This is a genomic window from Paenibacillus sp. NPDC056579 (assembly GCF_042793215.1).
Lineage (GTDB): Bacteria > Bacillota > Bacilli > Paenibacillales > NBRC-103111 > Paenibacillus_S.
Genome location: NZ_JBHTVD010000006.1, coordinates 398,194 through 419,203 on the forward strand (window position 1 = coordinate 398,194; position 21,010 = coordinate 419,203).

The 21,010-nt window shown below is 43.8% G+C and carries 19 protein-coding genes and 1 pseudogene; 1 reads left to right on the forward strand and 19 read right to left on the reverse strand.

Translation table 11 applies throughout. From position 1 onward, the window contains the following. Positions 1-4: 4 nt before the first annotated feature. From vanA to ACFQ88_RS24040, 9 genes are all read right to left on the reverse strand, one after another. On the reverse strand, positions 5-1,036 hold the full coding sequence (gene vanA, locus ACFQ88_RS24000) for a D-alanine--(R)-lactate ligase (protein WP_379457501.1): 1,032 nt from the start codon (positions 1,034-1,036) through the stop codon (positions 5-7). Next, entirely contained in the window at positions 1,037-1,999 is a 963-nt protein-coding gene (locus tag ACFQ88_RS24005) for a D-isomer specific 2-hydroxyacid dehydrogenase family protein (protein ID WP_379457976.1), read from the reverse strand. Between the two features lie 425 nt (positions 2,000-2,424). After that, positions 2,425-3,555: a sensor histidine kinase gene (locus tag ACFQ88_RS24010; RefSeq protein ID WP_379457978.1), complete on the reverse strand. Its 1,131-nt coding sequence runs from the start codon at positions 3,553-3,555 to the stop codon at positions 2,425-2,427. Then, entirely contained in the window at positions 3,536-4,240 is a 705-nt protein-coding gene (gene vanR, locus ACFQ88_RS24015; RefSeq protein WP_379457503.1) for a VanR-ABDEGLN family response regulator transcription factor, read from the reverse strand. Before vanR ends, ACFQ88_RS24010 begins: the two co-directional genes overlap by 20 nt. A 292-nt stretch (positions 4,241-4,532) precedes the next feature. Continuing rightward, on the reverse strand, positions 4,533-4,781 hold the full coding sequence (locus ACFQ88_RS24020; RefSeq protein WP_379457505.1) for a hypothetical protein: 249 nt from the start codon (positions 4,779-4,781) through the stop codon (positions 4,533-4,535). 1,067 nt (positions 4,782-5,848) lie between these two features. Continuing rightward, positions 5,849-6,133, reverse strand: a complete 285-nt coding sequence (locus tag ACFQ88_RS24025; protein ID WP_379457507.1) for a DDE-type integrase/transposase/recombinase — start codon at positions 6,131-6,133, stop codon at positions 5,849-5,851. Between the two features lie 394 nt (positions 6,134-6,527). Beyond that, the gene (locus tag ACFQ88_RS24030; RefSeq protein ID WP_379457509.1) at positions 6,528-6,776 is read right to left on the reverse strand and encodes a hypothetical protein; all 249 of its coding nucleotides are present in this window, start codon (positions 6,774-6,776) and stop codon (positions 6,528-6,530) included. Between the two features lie 1,124 nt (positions 6,777-7,900). Further along, positions 7,901-8,242, reverse strand: a complete 342-nt coding sequence (gene mazF, locus ACFQ88_RS24035) for an endoribonuclease MazF (protein WP_379457511.1) — start codon at positions 8,240-8,242, stop codon at positions 7,901-7,903. Then, positions 8,236-8,466, reverse strand: a complete 231-nt coding sequence (locus tag ACFQ88_RS24040) for an AbrB/MazE/SpoVT family DNA-binding domain-containing protein (RefSeq protein WP_379457513.1) — start codon at positions 8,464-8,466, stop codon at positions 8,236-8,238. The genes mazF and ACFQ88_RS24040 overlap by 7 nt, the downstream gene beginning before the upstream one ends. Positions 8,467-9,253: 787 nt before the next feature. Here ACFQ88_RS24040 and ACFQ88_RS24045 point away from each other — a divergent pair. Continuing rightward, on the forward strand, positions 9,254-10,504 hold the full coding sequence (locus tag ACFQ88_RS24045) for an MDR family MFS transporter (protein WP_379457515.1): 1,251 nt from the start codon (positions 9,254-9,256) through the stop codon (positions 10,502-10,504). A 397-nt stretch (positions 10,505-10,901) separates the two neighbouring features. On the opposite strand, the gene ACFQ88_RS24050 is transcribed toward ACFQ88_RS24045, so the two are convergent. The 10 genes and pseudogenes from ACFQ88_RS24050 to ACFQ88_RS24095 form a co-directional block, all read right to left on the reverse strand. Further along, entirely contained in the window at positions 10,902-11,411 is a 510-nt protein-coding gene (locus tag ACFQ88_RS24050; protein ID WP_483875133.1) for an AAC(3) family N-acetyltransferase, read from the reverse strand. After that, a pseudogene (locus tag ACFQ88_RS24055) lies at positions 11,384-11,818 on the reverse strand (hypothetical protein); the annotation flags it as partial. The pseudogene ACFQ88_RS24055 and the gene ACFQ88_RS24050, both read right to left, overlap by 28 nt. A 3-nt stretch (positions 11,819-11,821) precedes the next feature. Next, on the reverse strand, positions 11,822-12,961 hold the full coding sequence (locus ACFQ88_RS24060) for a M20 family metallopeptidase (RefSeq protein ID WP_379457517.1): 1,140 nt from the start codon (positions 12,959-12,961) through the stop codon (positions 11,822-11,824). Between the two features lie 5 nt (positions 12,962-12,966). After that, positions 12,967-14,475, reverse strand: a complete 1,509-nt coding sequence (locus ACFQ88_RS24065; RefSeq protein WP_379457519.1) for an alkaline phosphatase family protein — start codon at positions 14,473-14,475, stop codon at positions 12,967-12,969. Between the two features lie 48 nt (positions 14,476-14,523). Further along, complete coding sequence (locus ACFQ88_RS24070) at positions 14,524-15,849, reverse strand: ABC transporter substrate-binding protein (RefSeq protein ID WP_379457521.1); 1,326 nt, start codon at positions 15,847-15,849, stop codon at positions 14,524-14,526. Positions 15,850-15,882: 33 nt separating this feature from the next. Then, entirely contained in the window at positions 15,883-16,707 is an 825-nt protein-coding gene (locus tag ACFQ88_RS24075; RefSeq protein ID WP_379457524.1) for a carbohydrate ABC transporter permease, read from the reverse strand. Then, positions 16,704-17,651, reverse strand: a complete 948-nt coding sequence (locus ACFQ88_RS24080; RefSeq protein WP_379457526.1) for a carbohydrate ABC transporter permease — start codon at positions 17,649-17,651, stop codon at positions 16,704-16,706. The genes ACFQ88_RS24075 and ACFQ88_RS24080 overlap by 4 nt, the downstream gene beginning before the upstream one ends. A gap of 27 nt (positions 17,652-17,678) precedes the next feature. Further along, positions 17,679-18,542 carry a phosphoenolpyruvate mutase gene (gene aepX / locus ACFQ88_RS24085; RefSeq protein ID WP_379457528.1) on the reverse strand — a complete coding sequence of 288 codons (864 nt, stop codon included), beginning with the start codon at positions 18,540-18,542 and terminating at the stop codon, positions 17,679-17,681. After that, on the reverse strand, positions 18,539-19,756 hold the full coding sequence (locus tag ACFQ88_RS24090; protein WP_379457530.1) for a pyridoxal phosphate-dependent aminotransferase: 1,218 nt from the start codon (positions 19,754-19,756) through the stop codon (positions 18,539-18,541). The genes aepX and ACFQ88_RS24090 overlap by 4 nt, the downstream gene beginning before the upstream one ends. A gap of 183 nt (positions 19,757-19,939) precedes the next feature. Next, a complete protein-coding gene (locus ACFQ88_RS24095) occupies positions 19,940-20,728 on the reverse strand; it encodes a DeoR/GlpR family DNA-binding transcription regulator (protein WP_379457532.1) in 789 nt (262 codons plus the stop codon). Between the last annotated feature and the right edge of the window lie 282 nt (positions 20,729-21,010).

Here is a 21,010-nt window from a genome sequence, read left to right on the forward strand (position 1 = left end):
ATTCTTATCCCTCCATCGCTAATGCAACCATGCGTTCAACCACATCGGCAAGTGTTAAGCCGGCGGCGGCCATCATTCTTGGATAGCGGCTGTATGAGGTACAACCAGGCATAGTATTGACTTCATTGAGCACAACTTGCCCGTCTTTCTGTAGAAACATATCCACTCGAGCAAGCCCACTGCAGCCCAAAGCCCGATAAACCAGCTTCGCTGTTTCTTGTACCCGTTTCTTATCTTGGTCTGAAATATCGGCTGGAACCTTGATCGTAGAGTTTTCAGAACCGGTCTCCGGATTGTTTTCCTGATGGATTCGAAAGAAGCCATGTGACAACTGGATTTGATCCACTTCACCAACAAACAGGTTGTTACCGGTTCCCAACACTGCGCAGCCTACCTCGCTGCCGGAAATCATTTGCTCAATCAGAATTTTTGTATCATATTGCCTTGCGATTTCGATGGCTTCTGGCAATTCGTCCATATTTCCTACCTTGCTGACACCAAAAGACGATCCAGAACGGGCTGGTTTAACAAAGATAGGATAAATCAATTGCTCCGCGTCTAGCATGTCACCTTTATTGAATGTCAAAAATTCAGGCGTAGCGATTCCTGCATTTCTTACGATCACATATGCCAAAGACTTGTCCATGCACAGCGCTGAGCTCTGGATATCGCAGCCTACATAGGGAATGCCGGAAAGCTCCATCAGTCCCTGCATTGCACCATCCTCCCCCATTTTTCCATGCAAAACAGGAAACACAATATCCAGGCGGATGATCTTATATTCTCCTTGCTCTAACACAATCAACCCATGGGCATTTCTGTCCGGTGACAAAATGGCAGGAGTGCAATTTCCGTTTTCCCAATTCGCATCAGGATAATCGCAGAGCTTCCAACCACCGGCTTTGGTTATTCCGATGTAAAGCGGATCAAATTTCTCTGGGTCAAGGTTTCTGGCGATCTCCTGTGCGGATTTTATTGAGACAGCATGTTCTTCTGAACAGCCTCCGAATAAAACGGCAATCTTGAGCTTGTTCATTTATCTTTTTCCCCTTTCGAATTCTAAGCAATTCTGAATCGTGTTCTCCACGATATCTTGCAGCGCGTGATCAGTGTAAAAAGCGGTATGCGGCGTAATAATCGCATTTGGCAATTTTTGCAGTCGCAGCAGAAGTTGATTATTTACCGGCTTGTTTGTAAAGTCGTGATAGAATATACCTTCTTCGCCTTCAACGACGTCCAATGCAACGCCCCCCAGCCTCCCATTTTCCAAAGCCCAGATCAGAGCCTCTGTGTCAATAAGAGAACCGCGCGCGGTGTTAATAACTAAGGCTCCGTGTTTCATGCTTTTGATTCGCTTCCGGTCAAGTATATGGTAAGTATCAGGATTGAGTGGTATATGAAGCGACAGGATATCACTTTGCTGCAGCAATTCGTTGAGAGTAACATATTCGGCCTTAGCTTGCGGATACAAGTTGTAAGCTAGTATGCGGCATCCGAAGCCGTTTAGCCGATCAATAACTGCCTGACCAATGCGACCTGTCCCCAATATCCCTACCGTCATGTCGCGCAGTTCCCGTCCCAGTAAAGCATTAAGCTTGTAATCATGGACGTCTGCCTTGCATAAAACCGACTTTGCATTTCGTATAGACATGAGTATCAACATCAAAGTATAATCTGCTACGCTGGCCGGCGAATAAGCTACATTACCAATAGTAATGCCAAGCTTTTCAGCTGCTTCAATGTCAATGTGGTTGTAGCCTATGCTTCTTGTGGATATATAAGAGACGCCGTTTTCTTTTAGGGCGCGAAGAGTGGAAAGATCTATTTCCGTCTTATGGTTAACGCTTATACAGCAATTGCCTGATGCTAACGCGGCGTTTTCTGCTGATACCGCTGACTTAATGATCGTCAGTTCAACACCATAATGTGGTGAATACATCCTAAACGTATCCGCTTCATCCTTTTCACATCCATATATCGTGATGCCTGTTTTCCCCATTGTGTAACCATCCTTTTCTATGACCTTGATGTGATCTGGCAATTTATATCCGATCACACAAACATTTTTATATACCAATGCCGTGTTCTTTTTTTGATTCGTCATGTTGGAAATCTTGTTTTTCCATACTTACAACTGTTCATAAACAATATTGTTCTCTCTGTAATAGATCAGATCTCCATTTTTGATTTCATAATGACAGCCTTATAAGGCGTGGGTTTATCCACATGCCCTTTAGCCTTCCAAAATGAAAAGGTCTCGCCAGGCCTAATTATAAGTTTCTTGGCATAACAAAATCCTTCCTTTCTGTAAAATAAAAAAACTGTCAGCTTTGATAAAACCATGTTATCAGAAGCTGACAGACCGTATTTTAATATTGAGTTGTTTAATTCCTAAGAAAATCCTAACATCAGATTGATGGTTTCTTAATATGTAACAGGTAAAGATACTGTAAAGGTCACTGCGTTATCTTTGCTTTTGGCTACAATGGTTCCACCATGCAGGGTAACGATTTCTTTAGCGATGGACAATCCTAACCCGGAACCGCCGGTGTCGGAAGTGCGTGCTTCATCTAAGCGATAAAACTTCTCGAAAATAGCGGCCAGCTTTTCTGGTGGAATTGTACTGCCTTGATTTTGAAAAACGATCTTTATATAACCCCCTGTTTCCTCTGCGGAAATAACAATTTCCGTTTTTGGGTAGCTGTATGCGGCCGCGTTTTTCAGAATATTATTGAATACCCGCGCCAGTTTCACTGGATCACCGTACACGGTCAAATTTTCGTCTACGTGAAGTATAGCGGTATTGCCTTTTTCGGAGAGGATCGGATAGAACTCGTCAGTCATCTGCACAAGCATGTAATAAAGGTCTATCATGTCCTTTTCCAGCTTGATTTGCTGCAAGTTGTAACGGGTGATTTCAAAAAATTCGTTGATTTGTTTCTCCAAACGATATGCTTTGTCAAGTGTAATGCGAGTATATTTAACTCTCTGCTCCATAGGCATATCGGGAGCCTCGTCCAATAAACTCAAGTAACCAATTACAGATGTAAGCGGAGTCCTGATGTCGTGGGCCAAATAGACGACCAGATCATTTTTGCGTTGCTCTGCTTCCTGAGCAGCCTTTTTCTGTCTTTTCAAGTTGTCCTTTATGGTATTCAGACGATTTTCCATGAAATCCATCTCCGGGGAGAGGGATATCCTATTCTCTGAATCTTCCACAAGCCGATCCATGACGGAGCTGATTTCATCAAAATAATTAGTGAACAAGGAGATGGAGAACCAAGAAAGAATGACCAGAAAGAACAGCGTCAAAAGAAGCAGAATGTTATCTAAGTTATTACGAAATACATACTGATAGATTATCTGTGCATCGGAATTGTCCAGATGAAAAGTATTGATCAGATATTGAACGATGCGATCTCCAATCTGTCCACGCAAAATATCCCGCAATAGAATGACAGTAATAGCAGAAGTGATAGTAAACATTAGTATTTGTAAAAAAGCTTTTCGCTTCAGCCTTGCATAGTTGCCCTTCTTATTGCTTTTCAACTTTATAGCCGACCCCCCATACTGTTTTGATATACTTTGGTTTTTCTACAGTGTCGCCCATTTTTTCACGCAAGTGACGGATATGAACGGTGATCGTATTGTTGCTTTTGCTGTAATACTCGTCCTTCCAAATCTCATGAAATAGTTCTTCGGCACTCACTACTCCGCCCTTTCGCTCCAGTAAAATACGGAGTATGGAAAACTCGGTGGGAGTCAGCTCAAGAGGTTTTTCATTTAATAGGCACTCATGCGTGTTTACATCCATAACTAAACCTGAATGGATGATAATAGGCTCAGTGACAGGCGCAGACTGCATTATGTTGTATTTTTTATAGCGCCGCAACTGAGCTTTTACACGCGCTACCATTTCAAGCGGACGGAACGGTTTTGTGATGTAATCGTCGGCACCCAAGGTTAGCCCCGTAATTTTATCCGTCTCTTCATCTTTGGCAGTCAGCATAATGATGGGATAGGTATGCTGTGCCCGTATTTTCTGGCAAAGCTTAAAACCATTGATGTCCGGAAGCATAATGTCCAGAATTGCAAGATCAAGCTCAGTCGTTTCGATGCAAGAAAGAGCTTCCTTTGCAGAGTAAAACTTGAGCACTTCATAATTTTCATTTCGCAGATACACTTCTATTAAATCCGCTATTTCATGTTCATCGTCAACAACGAGAACTTTAGCGCACATGATTTTCAGCTCCTTTTCAGACAGAACTCAACATCCTACTATTTTACTAAATTCGGTAACTTTATTTATGATCACTCGCATGAGTAATTATTAAGATTGTCATAAGGGGACCCACTTCCTTCGCCGTGCTTTTGGCGTCCTTTTCTGTTCAACATTCACATAAAAAACTATACAGGTATCGTGCATAGTGATCCGAAATAAGTTTCTTCATCCAGATAAAATGCTACTAGGAGGGTCGCAATCAGTAACCATATAATATAGTAGAAATCCATTCAAGAACAGCTACCTGTCCTTACAAGATTTTGTCCTCCCGAGCATCGTATTGGTGACTCAAGATCCTTGTGCGGCTCCAATAGATTCCCTCGTAATCTGGATGAAATAACTCTTTTTTCATTTCCCGATACCACGGCTCATCGATCACATTATGATTTGGATGGATCCCGTTTTTCTTCATGTAAACCGTGACAAATTCTTGAAGCTTTTCGCTACCGGCTATATTCAATATAGCGGCTCCATTCAATTTTTCCGAAAAAATTCCCATTATATACCCCTTCCTCCTGTAGATGACTAGGACCGGTGTACCAGGCCAAGCGAATTTCCCATATATGTTTCTTTACGGTAGGGTGGTGATCAACACGTTTTCGTCGCTCACTGTTCAATGAACCGCCATCACTTTTGCCCACGCGGATACGCTCCTTTGATGGCCAGCCTCGTTACTTCAAGCGTCTTACGATCATTATTCCATTGGGCAACGGGTCGGCCTCGATGACCACACCGATGATTTTGCTCCCTTCACTTAAGCCCACGCTATATTTATGCCCTTGTGGCAATGATGCTCTCCTCTGCATAATGGTAGGATTCTTTCAGCGAGATCGGGCTTACCGGCTCGAGCGGTTCATATTCATGGTAATAGGTGCGTAGGTAAAGCTCTATACTCAGGTCCTGGTGGTGGTACTAACACCGGTATTGGAGGGTGGGCTGTATACCGGTCATGTTGGTAGACTGTACACAACCAGGTTGAGGCATGTATACTGGTCCTGATTCAAAACTATACATGGCTATTCACCCACCTTGGAATTTGTTTGTTGCTGAACTTCATAAACGGGGTATGTTATCACAAACCGAAACTATAGTAAGGGCTTTGAGAAGTATTGGGTGGGAAATTTATCCATGGATATCTTATTCCGACCTGCCATTAACACATACCGTTTTTTTATTTTTTTGGAGACCTCCATTTCCAAAATTGCCCTTTGACTTAACACAAACAGGAACTGATGCTATTCAGCCGAAGTTACTAGAAACAGCGATGGCACCGTTCTCCGATGTGGATTACATATTCCAACCATTATCAAAAGTATTATAAAAACCTCAGAAAATTTATAGTATTAACTTTGTATATATAAATAACGAAGAAAAGACTATGTTTATTACAATGGAAGTCCAACAAATTTATGTAATTTGTTTTGTTAATGAACACAAGGATATGTAGCCCAAAATTTACAATTATCACCATGAGTTATTGTTATTATTTCGTAGCAGGAGCACCGCATAATTGAGGGCCGTGGGAAAGTATCCCTGGCCAGTTATCGTTAATTTTGCCTGTAATTGTTAATTATTATAAGCCTCAATGTCTCCTTTGAGGTCATCAAAAGTTTCGTACGTGTGTAAGTAATACTTCTCGCACTTTAAGAACGATTCCATTGGGCTGGTATCAATACATCGACCAACTCGAGACATACTCTGAGACATCTTGTATTCGTCCAAAATCTTCTTGAAATCCAGCGATGTGTATTGAAAACTACGATCGCTGTGCAACATAGGCTTGCTTCCAGGATTCGCCAAGGCTTGCTCTAAAGTCTGAAATATCAGCGGGTTGTTATTGGAATGCCCCATGAACTAGGAGTCGACAGATTTATAGTCTTGTTTATCTCATATTTCTTAGCAGCAGCTAGAAAACCAATCTCTCCCCTTGACACTTCTTCAAGAATAATAAGTTTCTCTAGCGCAATATTTTCCTCTGGTCATGAAAAAGCTCCCCTTACAACAAACAGGTTTTATTTTTTCACCTGTCTACCGTAAAGGGAGCATATTATCGTCAGCCGCCATTTGAGGGTTTTCCTGTTCGTCATATAATTGCCCTAGCCGAAGATGAATGTAGGGACTCCCCAACCCCTTCATTTTCAGAACAGCATTTATGGTGTAAACCGAAGTGCTGTTTTATTTCTTGTAATAGAAAGTTAAGATGAAGGTTAATCTTTCCTTCCCCTAAGTCCTGCAGCATCATCCCTCACCATCGATTCGTCGGCGCACATATTTTCAACCGCTCTACAATCGGATCGGGAACATCATGCTGAAACCGGCAAACGGTCGTTCCCTCTATCGTCCTTCCCAAGAAAAACCGGGGAGCAGGCGGGCTTCCTGGCCAAGGCTCGTTTACTTCGTGAAGTCGCATTCGCTGATCGTGTGTAGACATCGCCTCCGTGTGGAGTTCCATCGACTCATGAGCAGTCGGTTTGATTTTTTTATGGTCAATCAATTTTTCAATCTCCAACATTCAATCATTTTTAAAATCTTATCATCTTTTTTTATTTTACAGTTGGTACAATTCTTATAATCAACTGGACAACCGTGGATAACAAAACGTCAAGCATGCTAGGAAAGGACGGACGCAATCCGCTGCATCCATAAGCGAAATCATCAGCAATTTCGGGGGGCTCATCGGTTGGTCGAGATTTGATAGTTGTTGGGATTGCTTGCAGGACCGCCTTTCGCGTTCCAACACGGGGGAGTAGACGAGATAATTCAGCATGACGGTTAATACCCATTCTCCAAGGGTGATAACGATGTGACCAAGACCAAAAGGCGTAGTATTCGTTACCAATGGGGTAACAAGTTCTCCGCTTTAATCCAACGAAAAAAGCTGTCCGTATTACGCGTTATGTGAGCGGGACAGCATCTGGCAATGTTAGTTAATAACTTTATTAAAATTATTAAAAGTACATCTAGAGATTTCTATCGTTGCTTCGTTCGATGTATCATGAGCGTACCACTGTAATTCAATCAAAAACTAGACCACCCATGAACAGAGATGAGCGCGGAGGGGAAGCGTAAACCGACATCGGTCACCGCCTTGGCCCTTAGGTTACCTTAAATCTTCAAGTTTCTCATGAAAGACTCACTAGAATGATTTCTCCCCTTTTAGTTAATCCCTTTTTAACCACTCCCCGGCTCACGTCTTTGGCGATTTGATGCGAGGAGTAAATCCGCTACGTGAAAGCATAGATGGAGAATTTCAGGTATTTCGGATGATAGCTAACTCTGCCCCCGAGGGGATTGGCTTCAGAAAAGATTTGATCATCCAGACAACTCACGGCGTCGTTAACCAGAGACATACCGCATGATGGGCTGGAATCTCTTCTTCTAAATCCACACTGATAGAAACAATTGATACATGCTAATCTATCTGCAGCCTCATCGTCTTATTACATAACAATTATTATGTCTACTTATTATCGATATGCAGACTTTCTTCATCTATCGATTCATGCAACCGGGCAATTTACCTTGCATATATTTGATTACATCTTCCCTTCCTGCGCTTCGTTAGCCGATCTGAATAAAAAAAGCCGCAATAAAATGCGACTTTTTCGTCATTATTGATTAGCGGATCAGCAAGTCCAGTTTTGCAATGACATCCGACAGGGTCTCCTGTGGTACTTTACAGATAAACACTGCCTGTCGGGACTGCCAATCGAGACTCTTTACCTGATCGGCAAGGATGACCCCTTCGATGGGCAAATCCTGCGGAATGACCACTTCGAACGGGTAACCCTTTTGCTTCGAAGTTACCGGACAGAGCAACGACAGTCCGACCTTACCATTATAAGATGCAGGGGAAACGACCAAGGCTGGCCGCTTACCTGCCTGTTCATGACCTGCTTGCGGGTTGAACTGCAACCATACTAAGTCGCCGCGATCTGGCAAATAGTCATTCGTTACCATGTTTCCCGTCCTTGTGGCTCACCGGTTGAAATCTCCGTGTGGACATTATCCGGTGTGATTTGGGATAGCAACTCGTCGAGCGTTATCGACTTTGGCTTGATTACAAGGTGACCTTCTTCGATATCCAAGTCAACTTCGGTTCCTTCCTCTATTCCCACCTTCATAGCAAGGGATTTTGGGATGCGAATGCCGAGGGAGTTACCCCATTTTTGAACTTGAAACATCTAACCACCCCCTATAATTGTATAAACAAAGTGTATACAAAATGTCGTTAGAAGTCAAATCGATGTGGAGTTTTACAAAAATAACTGGCGGTGGCTGCCCTCGTACGGCAACCTAAGTCCTATTCACATTGTTATAGATATTCCGTGTAGCAGCTCGTCCGGATCGTAGCTTAACGATATGCTGCTACTTTGGTAACTCGTTTCCACCCACCCAGACTGCATAATTGATCGTATCCCCTCCATTTACCGGTATCAGAAACAAACACAACTTCACGGTAAACTTGCAGTTTGGATCAGCTAGCAGTTTGTTAATAGTATCTTCTTGTTGTCGTATGGCTTTGCGAAGGATAAGGCTTGCCGGAAGTCGTCATTAGACATAAACGATGGTTTTTCCATTACTGACACAACTCCTTGCCGAAGCCGTCGATGCTTTCAATACTCGTGTTTCTTGATAATAAAGTCGTTTAAATGGAACTCTTTTTGGGATTGCCCTCGGCTGAAATTAAACGGTCGTACTCCGTTCCTCGTTTAGTTGAACAAACTACTCCCTGCATGGAGCAATTCAAAAGAAAAACTTAGCATAAAAAAGACGCTTCCGACAGGAGCGTCTTTATCACCCAAGAACAAGTGTTCGTTTTTTGAAGCAATTAAATTAAATTGGGGCATATTTGACTTTCATATTATTAGTATAAATCATCCGTAATTATAAGTCTATTTTTTTTCAGGATAATGTTCTATAGTTTGTATACCCGGCCGGGAAGCGATGTTGTGGAAAGAGGAAGGTATTGTGCAAATACGTTTATGGAATATCAATTTGAAAGTCCGGTTAATCGGAGAAGCACTGTTTAACATGCTATTTTGGATGTACTTTCCGTTTATAACCGTATATTTCGGTGCGGCATTAGGCAATCATATTGCAGGCATTTTGATGACACTTCCTCCGATATTTAGCATAATAGGAGGTCTGCTTGGAGGAGCTTTAGCAGACCGGTTAGGGCGTCGTCCCGTGATGCTACTGGGTGCTTCATTTCAGACGGTGATGTTTGCTTTGTTCGCGGTATCACCATCCCATTGGATTGATTATATCGCATTTATCGGCATAGGACTTGGGGGAGCCCTATACAGTCCTGCAAGCTCCGCAATGGTTGCTGACCTGGTTCCCGCAAGTAATCGTCGTCAGATTTTCGCAACGTTTACAACGGCCAATAACATTGGCGCCGTGCTTGGGCCTGCACTTGGAGCCATTTTCTTCTTCAATTACCGGCAAGTGCTGTTGTGGACCTGCGCGTTAGTTATGCTCCTGTATGTTGCCGCTATCTATTTCATTGTTCATGAAACACGGCCACAAACGGCGAAAGAACCTGAAGCTTCAATGTCTATTATCCAAGTATTCATGGAACATTGGAAGGGATACGGCATTATTTTTCGCGATAAAGTGTTCCTCATTTATATTTTGGCAGGCATCTTTGCCCTATTGGCCATTATGCAATTGGATCTTTATTGGGCTGTTTATGTAATCAACGAGGTACCTGCCCAAGCTCTATTCACATGGATACGAGATTCCCTTATTCTTTCCAGTACGGAGATCTTCGGATGGTTACTGGGATTGAACGGTTTATTGTTTGTTCTGCTTATCCTTCCTGTTACGAAATGGTTCTTACATTGGAAAGATCGCAATGTATTCATTCTATCATCGCTCCTTACAGGAGTAGGTACATTCTCCCTTGGTCTGAGCACCAATATATGGTATTTGTTATTCGTCACAATAATCTTCACATTTGGTGAGATTGTACGCTCTCCGGTGACACAGAGCTTTATTAGCCGTTATGCTCCGGATCATGCAAGAGGACAGTACATGGGGGCCAACAGCCTACAGAATACTGTTGCGAAGTTTTTGGCACCATTGACGGTTTTCCTATCCAACTGGGTAGCGCCTGTGGGAATATTCAGCATCATTTTGGTGTTTGCTCTTATCAGCATTGTGTTATATAATCAATTATTTAAAATCTATGTGGAGAAGCCGGAGGCAGCGAATTGATGAAATCGTAAATACTGCCGGATTTCTGCTTCCAATTTAAAAAAGCTCGGCGGTAACATAACAACGCCACTCCGAACAAAGGAGTGGTTTCTTTGTATTGAACTTCTCTTTAATGAACTATTCTGCCAGTTAGTTTAGGGCACGGTTGAAATATTAAACAACTTTATTGTCAAACAACAACTCACAGCTACTTATGTGCGCGTAACTTTCAGCTGCACATATGATTTAATGAATCCCGTCGCTTTTCTAGGTGTGCGGGATTTGACGCTTACTTTTTACCAGGGACTTTATTGCATGCCCATTCATGCCAGAATAGGGGCTCCACATTCAAAATTTGACTTTGGCCCCCCTTTCCGGGTAAGTTCCTCGCGCAGTCTCCGTTAGTGAAGTAAACCATTTACAATATTGGCCCTCCAAGTAATGCGTCGTTGCAACGATCACAACAGGGATTCCCACAGTAGGTGATTAACGGATTCTGTTTAATAGCCTCTTGAGCAACATTTAATATTTTTTTTAATTGAAAAACTCTCCAATTGCTATTTCCAACTGTTGTTTTATCATCGAAAGGTGCAAGAACGTCTTCAAATTTGTTAAAGCCCTCAGAACACCCACCAACTTCAACCATAATGGGTGAACCCATTGAATCTTTGGACCACCTCCGAAACATGTTCCTCCCAGCCATTTGTTCAGCTAAATGAAGCGCTGTCAACCGTTCCAAACCTACTCCCATAAGTACGACTTCACCATTTAACTCAGAAAGTGTTCTAAGCGGGGCATAAACATCGGTGGAGTGTTGCTCAGTAACCAATTTCTCCGCTAAGGGGCCAACTGCAGTAAAAGAATTTAAAGGATGATTCCCACGCTTCCGATCCTTCATTTTTAAGATCGTGTATGGAATAGCTCCCATATCCTCTTTGTCGATTTCTCCACTTTGAATATTATAAATTTTCGTGGCCCGCTTTGAATCAATGCTTCCCTCAAAGTAAGGTGCTTCTTGTGAGCTAGCTTGGCGATAGCTGCTTTCTCATACCCGATGTGCGGGTTTAAGGCAATGCTCAGCATTAACGACTCTTGCAGGTAACGGTTAATCACTTCCCAATTCGGCTCGATTCCTACGGCACAATGATCGTTGAACGATACCATAACGTCCGCGAGCAAGCGGGTTTGTAGGAAGTTATGGATCAGCACCGGCTTGTGTGTTCAGCTCGAAATTGCCCTGGATTGCCGTGAACCCGATCACCGCATCGTTGCCATTACCTGGCAAGCAACCATCGTCATGGCCTCGTTCTGCGTCGGATTCATTTTGCCAGGCATGGTTTATTCACGACCCAACCGTTTAATCAAGTTAGCCAGCAGCCTCGTTCTTGGCACCATACTTTCGATAACCAAAAATTCGTCCGCAGTATGCGCGTTTCCGCCACGTGGACCGAGCGCATCAATCGTCGCAACTCTTACGGCCGAAGTCAGGTTACCGTCCGATCCTGAGCCTGTTTTCTTGTCCAATAATAACTCTCCCAGTTGTAACGCTTCTTCTTGAACGATATTCAATAAATGCTCAGAGTTCGCATTTTTGATCATCGGCGGTCTTGTAATGCCGCCTTGCAAGACCAATGTTGTTCCTTCAATCGTTGTCGTCGAGCAAATTTGCTTGATTTTCCGCTCCAACTCCATGGCCTGTTCCAGTGTCTCCATTCGTACATCAATAGAAGCTTTGGCATGGGCAGCGATCGTGTTGCTGGTCGTTCCTCCACTAACTACCCCAACATTGACATGTACGCCTGCATTTGGATCGGTCAAAGCATGAAGCTGAATAATTTTATGTGCGAGTTCGCCAATGGCGCTTCGTCCTTTTTCAGGTTCTTCCCCGGAATGCGCCGCCCTTCCGGTTACATGCAATTCGAATTTACCACCTCCGCGCCTACCGGTTATAAGTTGCCCTGTCATATCGCTCGGTTCCACGATCAAAGCATACTTAACGTCTGAAGCCTCCCGTTCAATCAATTTCCTGGAATAAATCGAACCGTGCTCTTCATCCGAATTCAGAATGATTTTTATCTGCTTGAAACTCTCATCCCCTTGTTCGATCAATGATTTTACCGCAAACAGCATCATGACCAAGCTGGCTTTCATATCGTATATGCCTGGTCCATAAGCAAAGGATTCATCACGAGAAAAAGGTCGGTTTTGTGCGGTACCTACAGGAAATACCGTATCCATATGTCCAATAATCAAGATGTTCGGATTCTGTGACTCAGGATGTACAATGATCAAATGGTCGCCCCGTTCCGTCTGCTGATCGACGACAACTTGAAATCCCAGAGCCTGATAAGCAGAGGCCAGCACGTTCCCCACCTGATCCACACCCGCTTTATTAAATGTCCCGCTATCGATATTGACAAGCTTCTCAAGCAGGTCGAGCATGTCCGTTTCCTTATCTTCCCAAAATTTTGATAGCATTGTTTTCATCCTTTCTTTGTAGCTTTCAATAAAGCTTTTTTCGTATTTTCACAAAAACAATCGATGAGATAAGTCGATCCCTTCACATCAGCGATCCGAATTCCTTTTGTTTGTTCGGAATCCGCATATATGTCCTCACACTTAACATCGTTGTGCTGAACCTCCAGCTCCTCGTAACCTTTCAAAGCTTCAAATAAAACCCTTCCCGAAAAACCGTTTTCTCCCGCAACTCCAACCAAGTGCAAAACCGTTGGCGCAATGTCAATAATGCCTGCCGGAATATGCGTCACATTGCCCTTTTTAAAACTAGGTCCAAAACCCATGCAAAACGGCCGCATATCTTCATTTCGGATAGAACCATGGTAGGATTTATTCTGCGTTCTGTCGTTTAAAAAATGAACAACTCCTTGAATGCCATCCTGATTCACTTCATCGGTCCACGCTGGAACAACGGCTAGCAGAGGGGCTCTGTCGTGAGTAATGCTGCCGAGTACCGCGCTCAAAGGCAGTGCATTGTTCAGTTGCTGATGAAGCGGTTCTTTCGCCAATAGCATACCGCACCAGGTTTGCGCAGATAGCCAATCAGCGAGCGCCTGCAATTCCTCTACTTGAATTTCGTCCCCATAAATAAAAGCGTCCACTGCGACAAAATTCAGTTCTCTGTTCAATTCCTTCCGGGCTTGATCCAAATAATGCCCCAGACTACCGACCATGTTTGCTGTCGAATGCCCGTGATCGCTGATGAGTAATATATCCAATTCATCCTCGATGCCAAGTCGCGAGACAGCTTCCAAAATATCGGACAGACATTGATCCACAAGCCTCTGGGCTTGCTTGGTCTCTTGCGATGCGATGCCGAAACAATGCTGCGTATCGTCCGGTTCGGGAAGCCACAGCACCATAACAGTATTCTGTTCATCGGGCAATTGCTGTTCAATGAGCGTCCGAGTTGCCCATAAAGTGCGTTCCTTCTTTCGGATCCAGACATCGGATTCGGCAGCGGCTGGGCCACGCTCGGCATGCAACCGGCTAAGCTCCGGGAGACCATAGTCGGTAGAAGGATTCATGACATGCTGTGGATGATTAAAATTCCAGATCAACGAAGCTCCTGGCGAGCTTCCGGCCGAAACCGTCAAACGCAGGTTCGCTTGAGCTAATCGATCACCTAACGTCGGACGCAAGAGCAATGCTTCCCCCGTTCGCTGCTGAAATTGGAATAATTCTCGATGGTCTCCTGTTTGGAGCAGTCCGTCCTCTGAAAAACCAGGCGCATACATGAGATTGTTCATCAATCCATGCTGTCCCGGATAGCATCCTGTAGTTAAAGAGGCCATGCATACCCGTGTAAGAGACGGATATACTGAATAAAAAGAATTGAACACCGTTCCGCTTTTCATTAACTGGCAATACGTAGGCATCGTATCTGCTTTAACCTGATCAGGTCTTAATCCGTCCGTTCCGATAATGAGTACCCGCCGTCCCGAAGGACTTTTCTTTTCAGCCGTTTTTCCCATGGATTTCATTCCTTTTTATTTTATAGTCATCCGTTTTTTCACTATCCTCTATTTCTTCATGATCGCACGTATCTGGACAGCAGCTTCCTTCATCGATTCTTGGGCCGGAACATTTTGTGCATAGGTTTTACCGATTGCCTTTTGGAGTTCTGCTTCTATTTTATCGAAGTCAGGCACGACCGGGAGTGCCCTTCCGTAGGGAAGCTCATCGACAGCAGTTTTGAAGAACGGATTTTGTTCATAAAACTTCACCATTTCAGGCGATGCAACGGCAGATTTTCGAATCGGCATATATCCGGTGTGCTGAGTGAAATAAATGGTTTGCTGTTTATCGGTAAGAAACTTGATGAACTTCCAGGCCGCGTCTTGCTTTTCCTTGGGGGCCTTCGCTACAATGGCGAGATTTCCCCCGGAAGACGTTGTTACGGCATACTCTTTAAACTTTGGCACGAAACCGACGCCGAGGTTAAACTTGATACTTTTTTGAATCTCACTCAAGTCGGCTGTCGAGGCCACCAGGAAAGCCACCTTGCCATTTTTAAAATTGACGAGTTCCTGCCCGCTGTCGGTAGTCGTCCCGCCCGTAGGCTGCATCATCGTTTTCGTGTCATAAATCATGCTCCGATACATTTCCAAACCTTGAATCGCCGGTGCTTGGTCGAGCACAACCTCCTTTTGATCCGGGCTGAAAATATCTCCGCCATTGGACCACATCAACGAGTAGTAGTAGAGGGGCGGCAGATATGTCGAGAAGCCGAATCGGTCTGTTTTCCCATCCTTGACGACGGTCGCTTTCTTCGCGGCGGCCATCAATTCGTCCCATGTGGACACCGGATGCTCCGGATCAAGCCCGATCTCCTTCACGATATCTTTGTTGTAATACAAGATCGACGTACTCCTGTTGAAGGGAAGGGTGTATGTCTTTCCATCGATTAAAGTGTTCTTTACAAAGCTGTCCACAAAATCGCTGTAATCAAAGTTCGAATCATTTTGAATATAAGAGTCAAGTGGCAGCAATGCTTTATTGTAAGCAAAGGTTGGCCAGAATCTGGCGTTCAACTGAACAACATCCGGTACAACATTGCCCACAATGGCCGTCAATAGCTTCTTGCCGATATTATTCGTAGTCTCCTGGAACACTGCATTGACCTTTACTTCATTTTGCGATTGATTAAATTGTTCAACCAAACTCTTGGTGGTTTCCCCGATCACCCCGCCATTGCCATACCAAAACTCAATTTCCACCGGCTTCCCCTGCTTGTTATTGTTATTTTGCTGTGATGTGGAGGAAGACGGAGCTCCTTGTTGGCAGCCTGCAAGCAACATAACCAAACATGACGTCGCGATAACACTTTTAATGATTTTACGTTTCATTGGTTTCACCTCATACTTATAATGGTCTATCGCTTACTTTAAACCCGTAGTGGCCACGCCTTTTACAATAAACTTCTGCATGGAAATGAATAATACGGCTAATGGCGCGATAATGACTGCGGCAACGGCCATGACCAGATTCCACTGCGTTCCTCCTTCCGTAATAAATCGCGTCAGTCCTAACTGAACCGTTCGCAAATTTTCATTATTAGTCACAATAAGCGGCCAAAACAATTCATTGTAACTCTTGATAAAGGACAATAAGATATACGTCACAACGGCTGCTCCCGACAAAGGGATCATCAAATGGCGCATAATTCTAGTGTGTCCGCAACCATCGAGAATAGCGGCTTCCTCCAATTCCTTCGGTACTTGCATAAAGGCCTGCCGGAGCATAAATATGCCGAAGGCATTTACACTAAATGGCGCGATCAATCCCGCATACGTATCCACCCAGCCTAATTGTTTGATCGTCAAAAAATTAGGAATAAACGTAATTTGGTTTGGAATCATCATGGTAGCCAGAACCGAGAGAAAAAGAAAGCCGCTTCCTTTGAACCGCAGTCTGGCAAAAGCATAAGCCGCCGGAATGATCAGCAGCAGTTGCATTATGATAATGACGCTTGCTGTAAACAGGCTATTGAATAGGTACCGAAGCAGCGGGGCCGACTTCCATATTTCTACGTAGTTTTCTAGGTGGAATACTTCCGGGATCAAGGTCGGAGGAAACACGTACACCTGCTCGAAGCTCTTTAATGAAGAGCTCAACATCCAAATAAAAGGAAATAACATAACGAATGAAGAAAGACTCAAAAAGGCGTATCCGAACCATCGAAATGCAAATTGTTGCAATCTCATTGATAGTGCACCCACCTTTTGGAGACCTTCATCTGGATAAACGTGATGAGCAGAAGGATAACAAAGAGCACTGTCGCGGCTGCGGAAGCATAGCCAATATCAAAAAAATCAAAGGCATGTTGGTAGATGTAATAAATCATCATATTTGTGCTTTCAGCAGGCCCGCCTCGCGTCATCGAATACAGTAGATCAAAATCTTCAAAAGCACCAATCAACGCGACGATAAGAACAAAAAAGATATAAGGAGAGAGCAGCGGCATCGTAATATTTTTAAACAACTGCAGCCTTCCAGCTCCATCCATCTTACCCGCTTCATACAGCGAATCCGCTATGTTTTGCTTGCCTGCCAGCAGAATCACCATGTAATAACCAACCACCTTCCATATTTTCGTAATGACTAGCGCAGCCATCGCCCACCCCGGCTTTGCCAGCCAAGGAGCAGGAGGAATTGAGAATAAACTGAGTACCCAGTTGATAAGGCCGAAATCCTGGCTGTACATCCATACCCATAGGGTTCCAATAGCCGCCATGGGTGTAATGTAGGGCAAAAATAAGACCGAACGAAATAACCTGACGCCCCGCAGTTTTTCGTCCAGCACAACAGCCAGTACTGTAGCCAGCAAGACTGTAAAGCCGACTGAGAAGACCCCAAATATAAACGTGTTTCCAACCACCTTCCAAAATTCGGACGTGGTAAGCATCTTCGTATAATTGTCTGCAAAAATCCAATTAAAATCTGGGGCAATCAGATTCCAATCCGTCAGGCTCAGAAAAAATGTCATACACATCGGATAAAGATGAAATATAAAAAGTAGAACAATGGCTGGAAAAACCAATACATAAGCGGTTAAGTTCGCATACGCCCATTTGACTCTGCTTTTTTTGCTTTTTACTGATTGCTCACTCAAACCTCTCTGTCTTTCCAAGACCCTATGATTTTCCATGTGCACTCCTTTGCATCGATTGATGGCTTACAGAATTCGAATAATATCAGGAATCGGCTCGCATTCGGATTCCACTTCGTAAGCTCTGTCTTGCTGCAGGATGGTATGCGCTACCCGGTTCATCGACAAATACGCGCTTCGTAGCAAATGATTGGCGTAAATGACGATATTCACTCCCGCTGACTCCAATTCTGTCTCCGTCACACTTGAAAAGGTGCTGGGTACTACAACGACGGGGATATCCTTGAACTGCGGTTTGAATTCCCGCAGAAAAGCAAAGATTTCATCAGGCTGTTCCTTTTTGCTGTGAATTAATATCCCGTCCGCCCCCGCTTGCACATACGCCGCAGCCCGATGCAACGCATCCGGCAAACCTTTATTCAAAATCAAACTTTCAATACGCGCAATCACCATAAAGTCCGAATGATCTTGTGCTTGCTTGCAGGCTCTAATTTTACTTTGAAAATGAGCGATGCTGTCTTGCTGTTGATCGGCCTCCGTTCCGAATAACGAATTTTTCTTCAAACCAATCTTATCTTCGAGAATGATGGCTGAGACGCCCCATCTTTCCAAGGTCTTGATATGAAATACCAGATGTTCGATTTGACCACCTGTGTCCCCATCAAGAATAATAGGTTTTGTGGATACTTCCTGAATATGATGCAAAGTATCGAGTCGGGAGGTAAAATCGACAAGTTCGATGTCCGGTTTTCCCTTTGCAGTGGAATCGCACAAACTGCTTAACCACATGCCATCATAAGCCTTGGATTGTCCGTTCTCGAGTGTAACCTTCGCCCGGTCTACAATTAGTCCCGTCAATCCGTTATGCGCCTCTAAAAAACGGAGTAATCTTCCCTCTTGTAACAACGAACGTAATGTAGATGGATTCAATTCAAATCCTCCTCTCTCATCTTCAATGGAGACAACGCCTCCCTGATCAATGCAACGGCCTCCTGCAATTGAGTCATCGATGTAGCGTATGAAAGCCGAATAAAACGGGGAGCCTGAAACGTATCCCCCGGCGTCACAACGACACCCGCTTGATTCAGCAAGTATTCGGCAAAGTCCTTGCTGTTGGCAATCGTTCCGTTCTCATAAACAGAGCCAAAATAACGGGATACATCAACCATCAAGTAAAAAGCGCCTCCCGCATCGGGACATGCCAATCCTCGAATCGATCGAATTTCACGAATCAGATATTGCCTCCGTTCATCAAAAGATTTTGTCATTTCCTTTACCGAATCTCCGTCATCTTGGAGTGCTGCAATCGCTGCATATTGACCGATCGAGCTTGGATTTGAGGTGGTGTAGCTTTGAAGGACCGTCATTGCTCGAATCACAGGCAATGGGCCACAGGCGTAACCGATTCGCCACCCCGTCATGGCATACGCCTTAGATAATCCATTTATCGTAATCGTCCGCAATTTAATATCCTCACTTAAAGCCGCGATCGAAGGAACTTTATCGCCATAGATCAAATGTTCATAGATTTCATCTGCAATAATGTAAAGATTATGACGAACGGCTATCATACCAATGGCATACAATGTTTCTCGATTAAGTACCGTTCCGGTGGGATTGTTGGGATTTGTCAGCAATATAGCCCGCGTCTTGGAAGTTAATTTACTTTCAAGTCGCTCCACGTTTAGCTGAAAATCTTGTTCCGGATCGGTTTCAACAAACACGGGACGCGCCCCTGCATGTGCGATCATTTCCGGGTAACTCCCCCAGCAGGGAATCGGCAAAAGAACTTCGTCGTCCTCGTTGCAAATCGAGAGCAATGCATTCGCCACTGCTTGTTTGGCTCCAGTAGTGATTATCACTTCCTCCGGGGTATAACTTAGCCCATTTTCTCGCTTGAGTTTTTCGCTGACTGCATGCCGAACTGCATATGTCCCCTGAACTGGGGTATATTTCGTTTCGCCTTTAATAATCGCTTCGATACCTGCATGAGCGATATGGATCGGTGTGGGAAAATCTGGTTCACCTACGTTAAGTGCAATGAGCTTGCGCCCCGATCGACGAAGTGCTTCGACTTTATCTCTTAATTCAGCTCCGATGTAAGGATTTAGTGAACAAACACGATGACTCAGTTGGTAATTCAATGATTGGTTCCCCTTTCGATTCATGTGGTTTCTACAAAGAAATCTTAACACTCGATTGTAATTTAAGTGTAAAAACCACGTTAATGTATTGTTAATTTTATAAATAACAACACATAAACAAAATAAAAACAACACTCGTTTAGGTTCAAACGGAGTGTTGTTTTATCGAAATCTACTTGAATTTTAGATAGAAACCCATTTTAAAGAAGACAAATCGATGTAGGGTTTCCATTCTTCAGGTAAGTCTGTATCCGTAATAATCATGTCCACTTCATGCAGGGTTGTTACTTTATACAGATGCCTGACTCCCATTTTAGAGTCATCCGCTACCAACACTTTCTTTTGGCTTTGAGCCAACAAACTTTTCATCATCAGCGCGCTCTCGCTTTGAAACGTACTGATATTTTCAGGCGTAAAGCCACCGCAGGAAAAAAAAGCTTTATTTACGGTAATGTCCTTTAACATGTCTTGAGCGAGCACGCCCGACATCCCCATCGAAGATACTTGAAGTTCTCCGCCAATCTGAATCACTCGCCCGTCAAATTCTCCGTTTCGCTTATATTGAGCGAATTCAAAAATTATTGGAACGGAATTGCTGACCACCGTAAGCTCCTTTTTGTCTCTTAGGAATGGTGGCATTTGGGCAATGGTACTCCCTGCCAGGAGGAATATAATATCATTGTCCTCCACCCATTTTGCTGCCTCGGCAGCCAGTTTTCTTTTGACCTCCAGATTGATCGACTCTCGATCGTTATATACCCATTCCAGCTTTTGATGGCTTGTTTTGATCGCTCCGCCAAATATTTTTTTAATCTTATTCAGACTCTCCAGCTTGTCCAAGTCTCGACGAATGGTCTCGGTTGTAACGCTGAATTTTTCTGCAAGCTCTTTTACATATACTTTGTCGTGTTCCTCTAGTTCCTTCAATATCTCTTTCCTTCTTTTCTCCACTTCGCTATAGGAAGAATGCATCCTTAACCTCCACACTTTGTATGTCATTCTATTACATTTATCTTATCTGAATCACACCAAAGAATCTATGGGGGATGACATATTAACCATTGCTTTTCGAACATTTACAATTTAACAATAGCGTAGTTTCATTGTATTTTCATATTATGGTGAAATTTACAACATAAAAACCACATATAAACTTTTGAGGTCTAGGTGTTTGCGCATGCCTCCAAAATACGTTCCTGCCATCCGCCATACTGAATGATTCGAGGAACTTCTTTGCAAGTGCGCTGGCTTCTT

Bases quoted from the DNA above. Each gene is read 5' to 3' on its own strand.
- ACFQ88_RS24080 (WP_379457526.1), bottom strand. From the start codon at position 17,651: ATGGAAAATCATAGGGTCTTGGAAAGACAGAGAGGTTTGAGTGAGCAA.
- ACFQ88_RS24070 (WP_379457521.1), bottom strand. From the start codon at position 15,849: ATGAAACGTAAAATCATTAAAAGTGTTATCGCGACGTCATGTTTGGTT.
- ACFQ88_RS24025 (WP_379457507.1), bottom strand. From the start codon at position 6,133: ATGGGGCATTCCAATAACAACCCGCTGATATTTCAGACTTTAGAGCAA.
- mazF (WP_379457511.1), bottom strand. From the start codon at position 8,242: ATGGTAACGAATGACTATTTGCCAGATCGCGGCGACTTAGTATGGTTG.
- vanA (WP_379457501.1), bottom strand. From the start codon at position 1,036: ATGAACAAGCTCAAGATTGCCGTTTTATTCGGAGGCTGTTCAGAAGAA.
- ACFQ88_RS24020 (WP_379457505.1), bottom strand. From the start codon at position 4,781: ATGGGAATTTTTTCGGAAAAATTGAATGGAGCCGCTATATTGAATATA.
- ACFQ88_RS24075 (WP_379457524.1), bottom strand. From the start codon at position 16,707: ATGAGATTGCAACAATTTGCATTTCGATGGTTCGGATACGCCTTTTTG.
- ACFQ88_RS24095 (WP_379457532.1), bottom strand. From the start codon at position 20,728: ATGCATTCTTCCTATAGCGAAGTGGAGAAAAGAAGGAAAGAGATATTG.
- ACFQ88_RS24060 (WP_379457517.1), bottom strand. From the start codon at position 12,961: ATGCTATCAAAATTTTGGGAAGATAAGGAAACGGACATGCTCGACCTG.
- ACFQ88_RS24065 (WP_379457519.1), bottom strand. From the start codon at position 14,475: ATGGGAAAAACGGCTGAAAAGAAAAGTCCTTCGGGACGGCGGGTACTC.
- ACFQ88_RS24005 (WP_379457976.1), bottom strand. From the start codon at position 1,999: ATGGGGAAAACAGGCATCACGATATATGGATGTGAAAAGGATGAAGCG.
- ACFQ88_RS24050 (WP_483875133.1), bottom strand. From the start codon at position 11,411: ATGGGAGCTATTCCATACACGATCTTAAAAATGAAGGATCGGAAGCGT.
- vanR (WP_379457503.1), bottom strand. From the start codon at position 4,240: ATGTGCGCTAAAGTTCTCGTTGTTGACGATGAACATGAAATAGCGGAT.
- ACFQ88_RS24040 (WP_379457513.1), bottom strand. From the start codon at position 8,466: ATGTTTCAAGTTCAAAAATGGGGTAACTCCCTCGGCATTCGCATCCCA.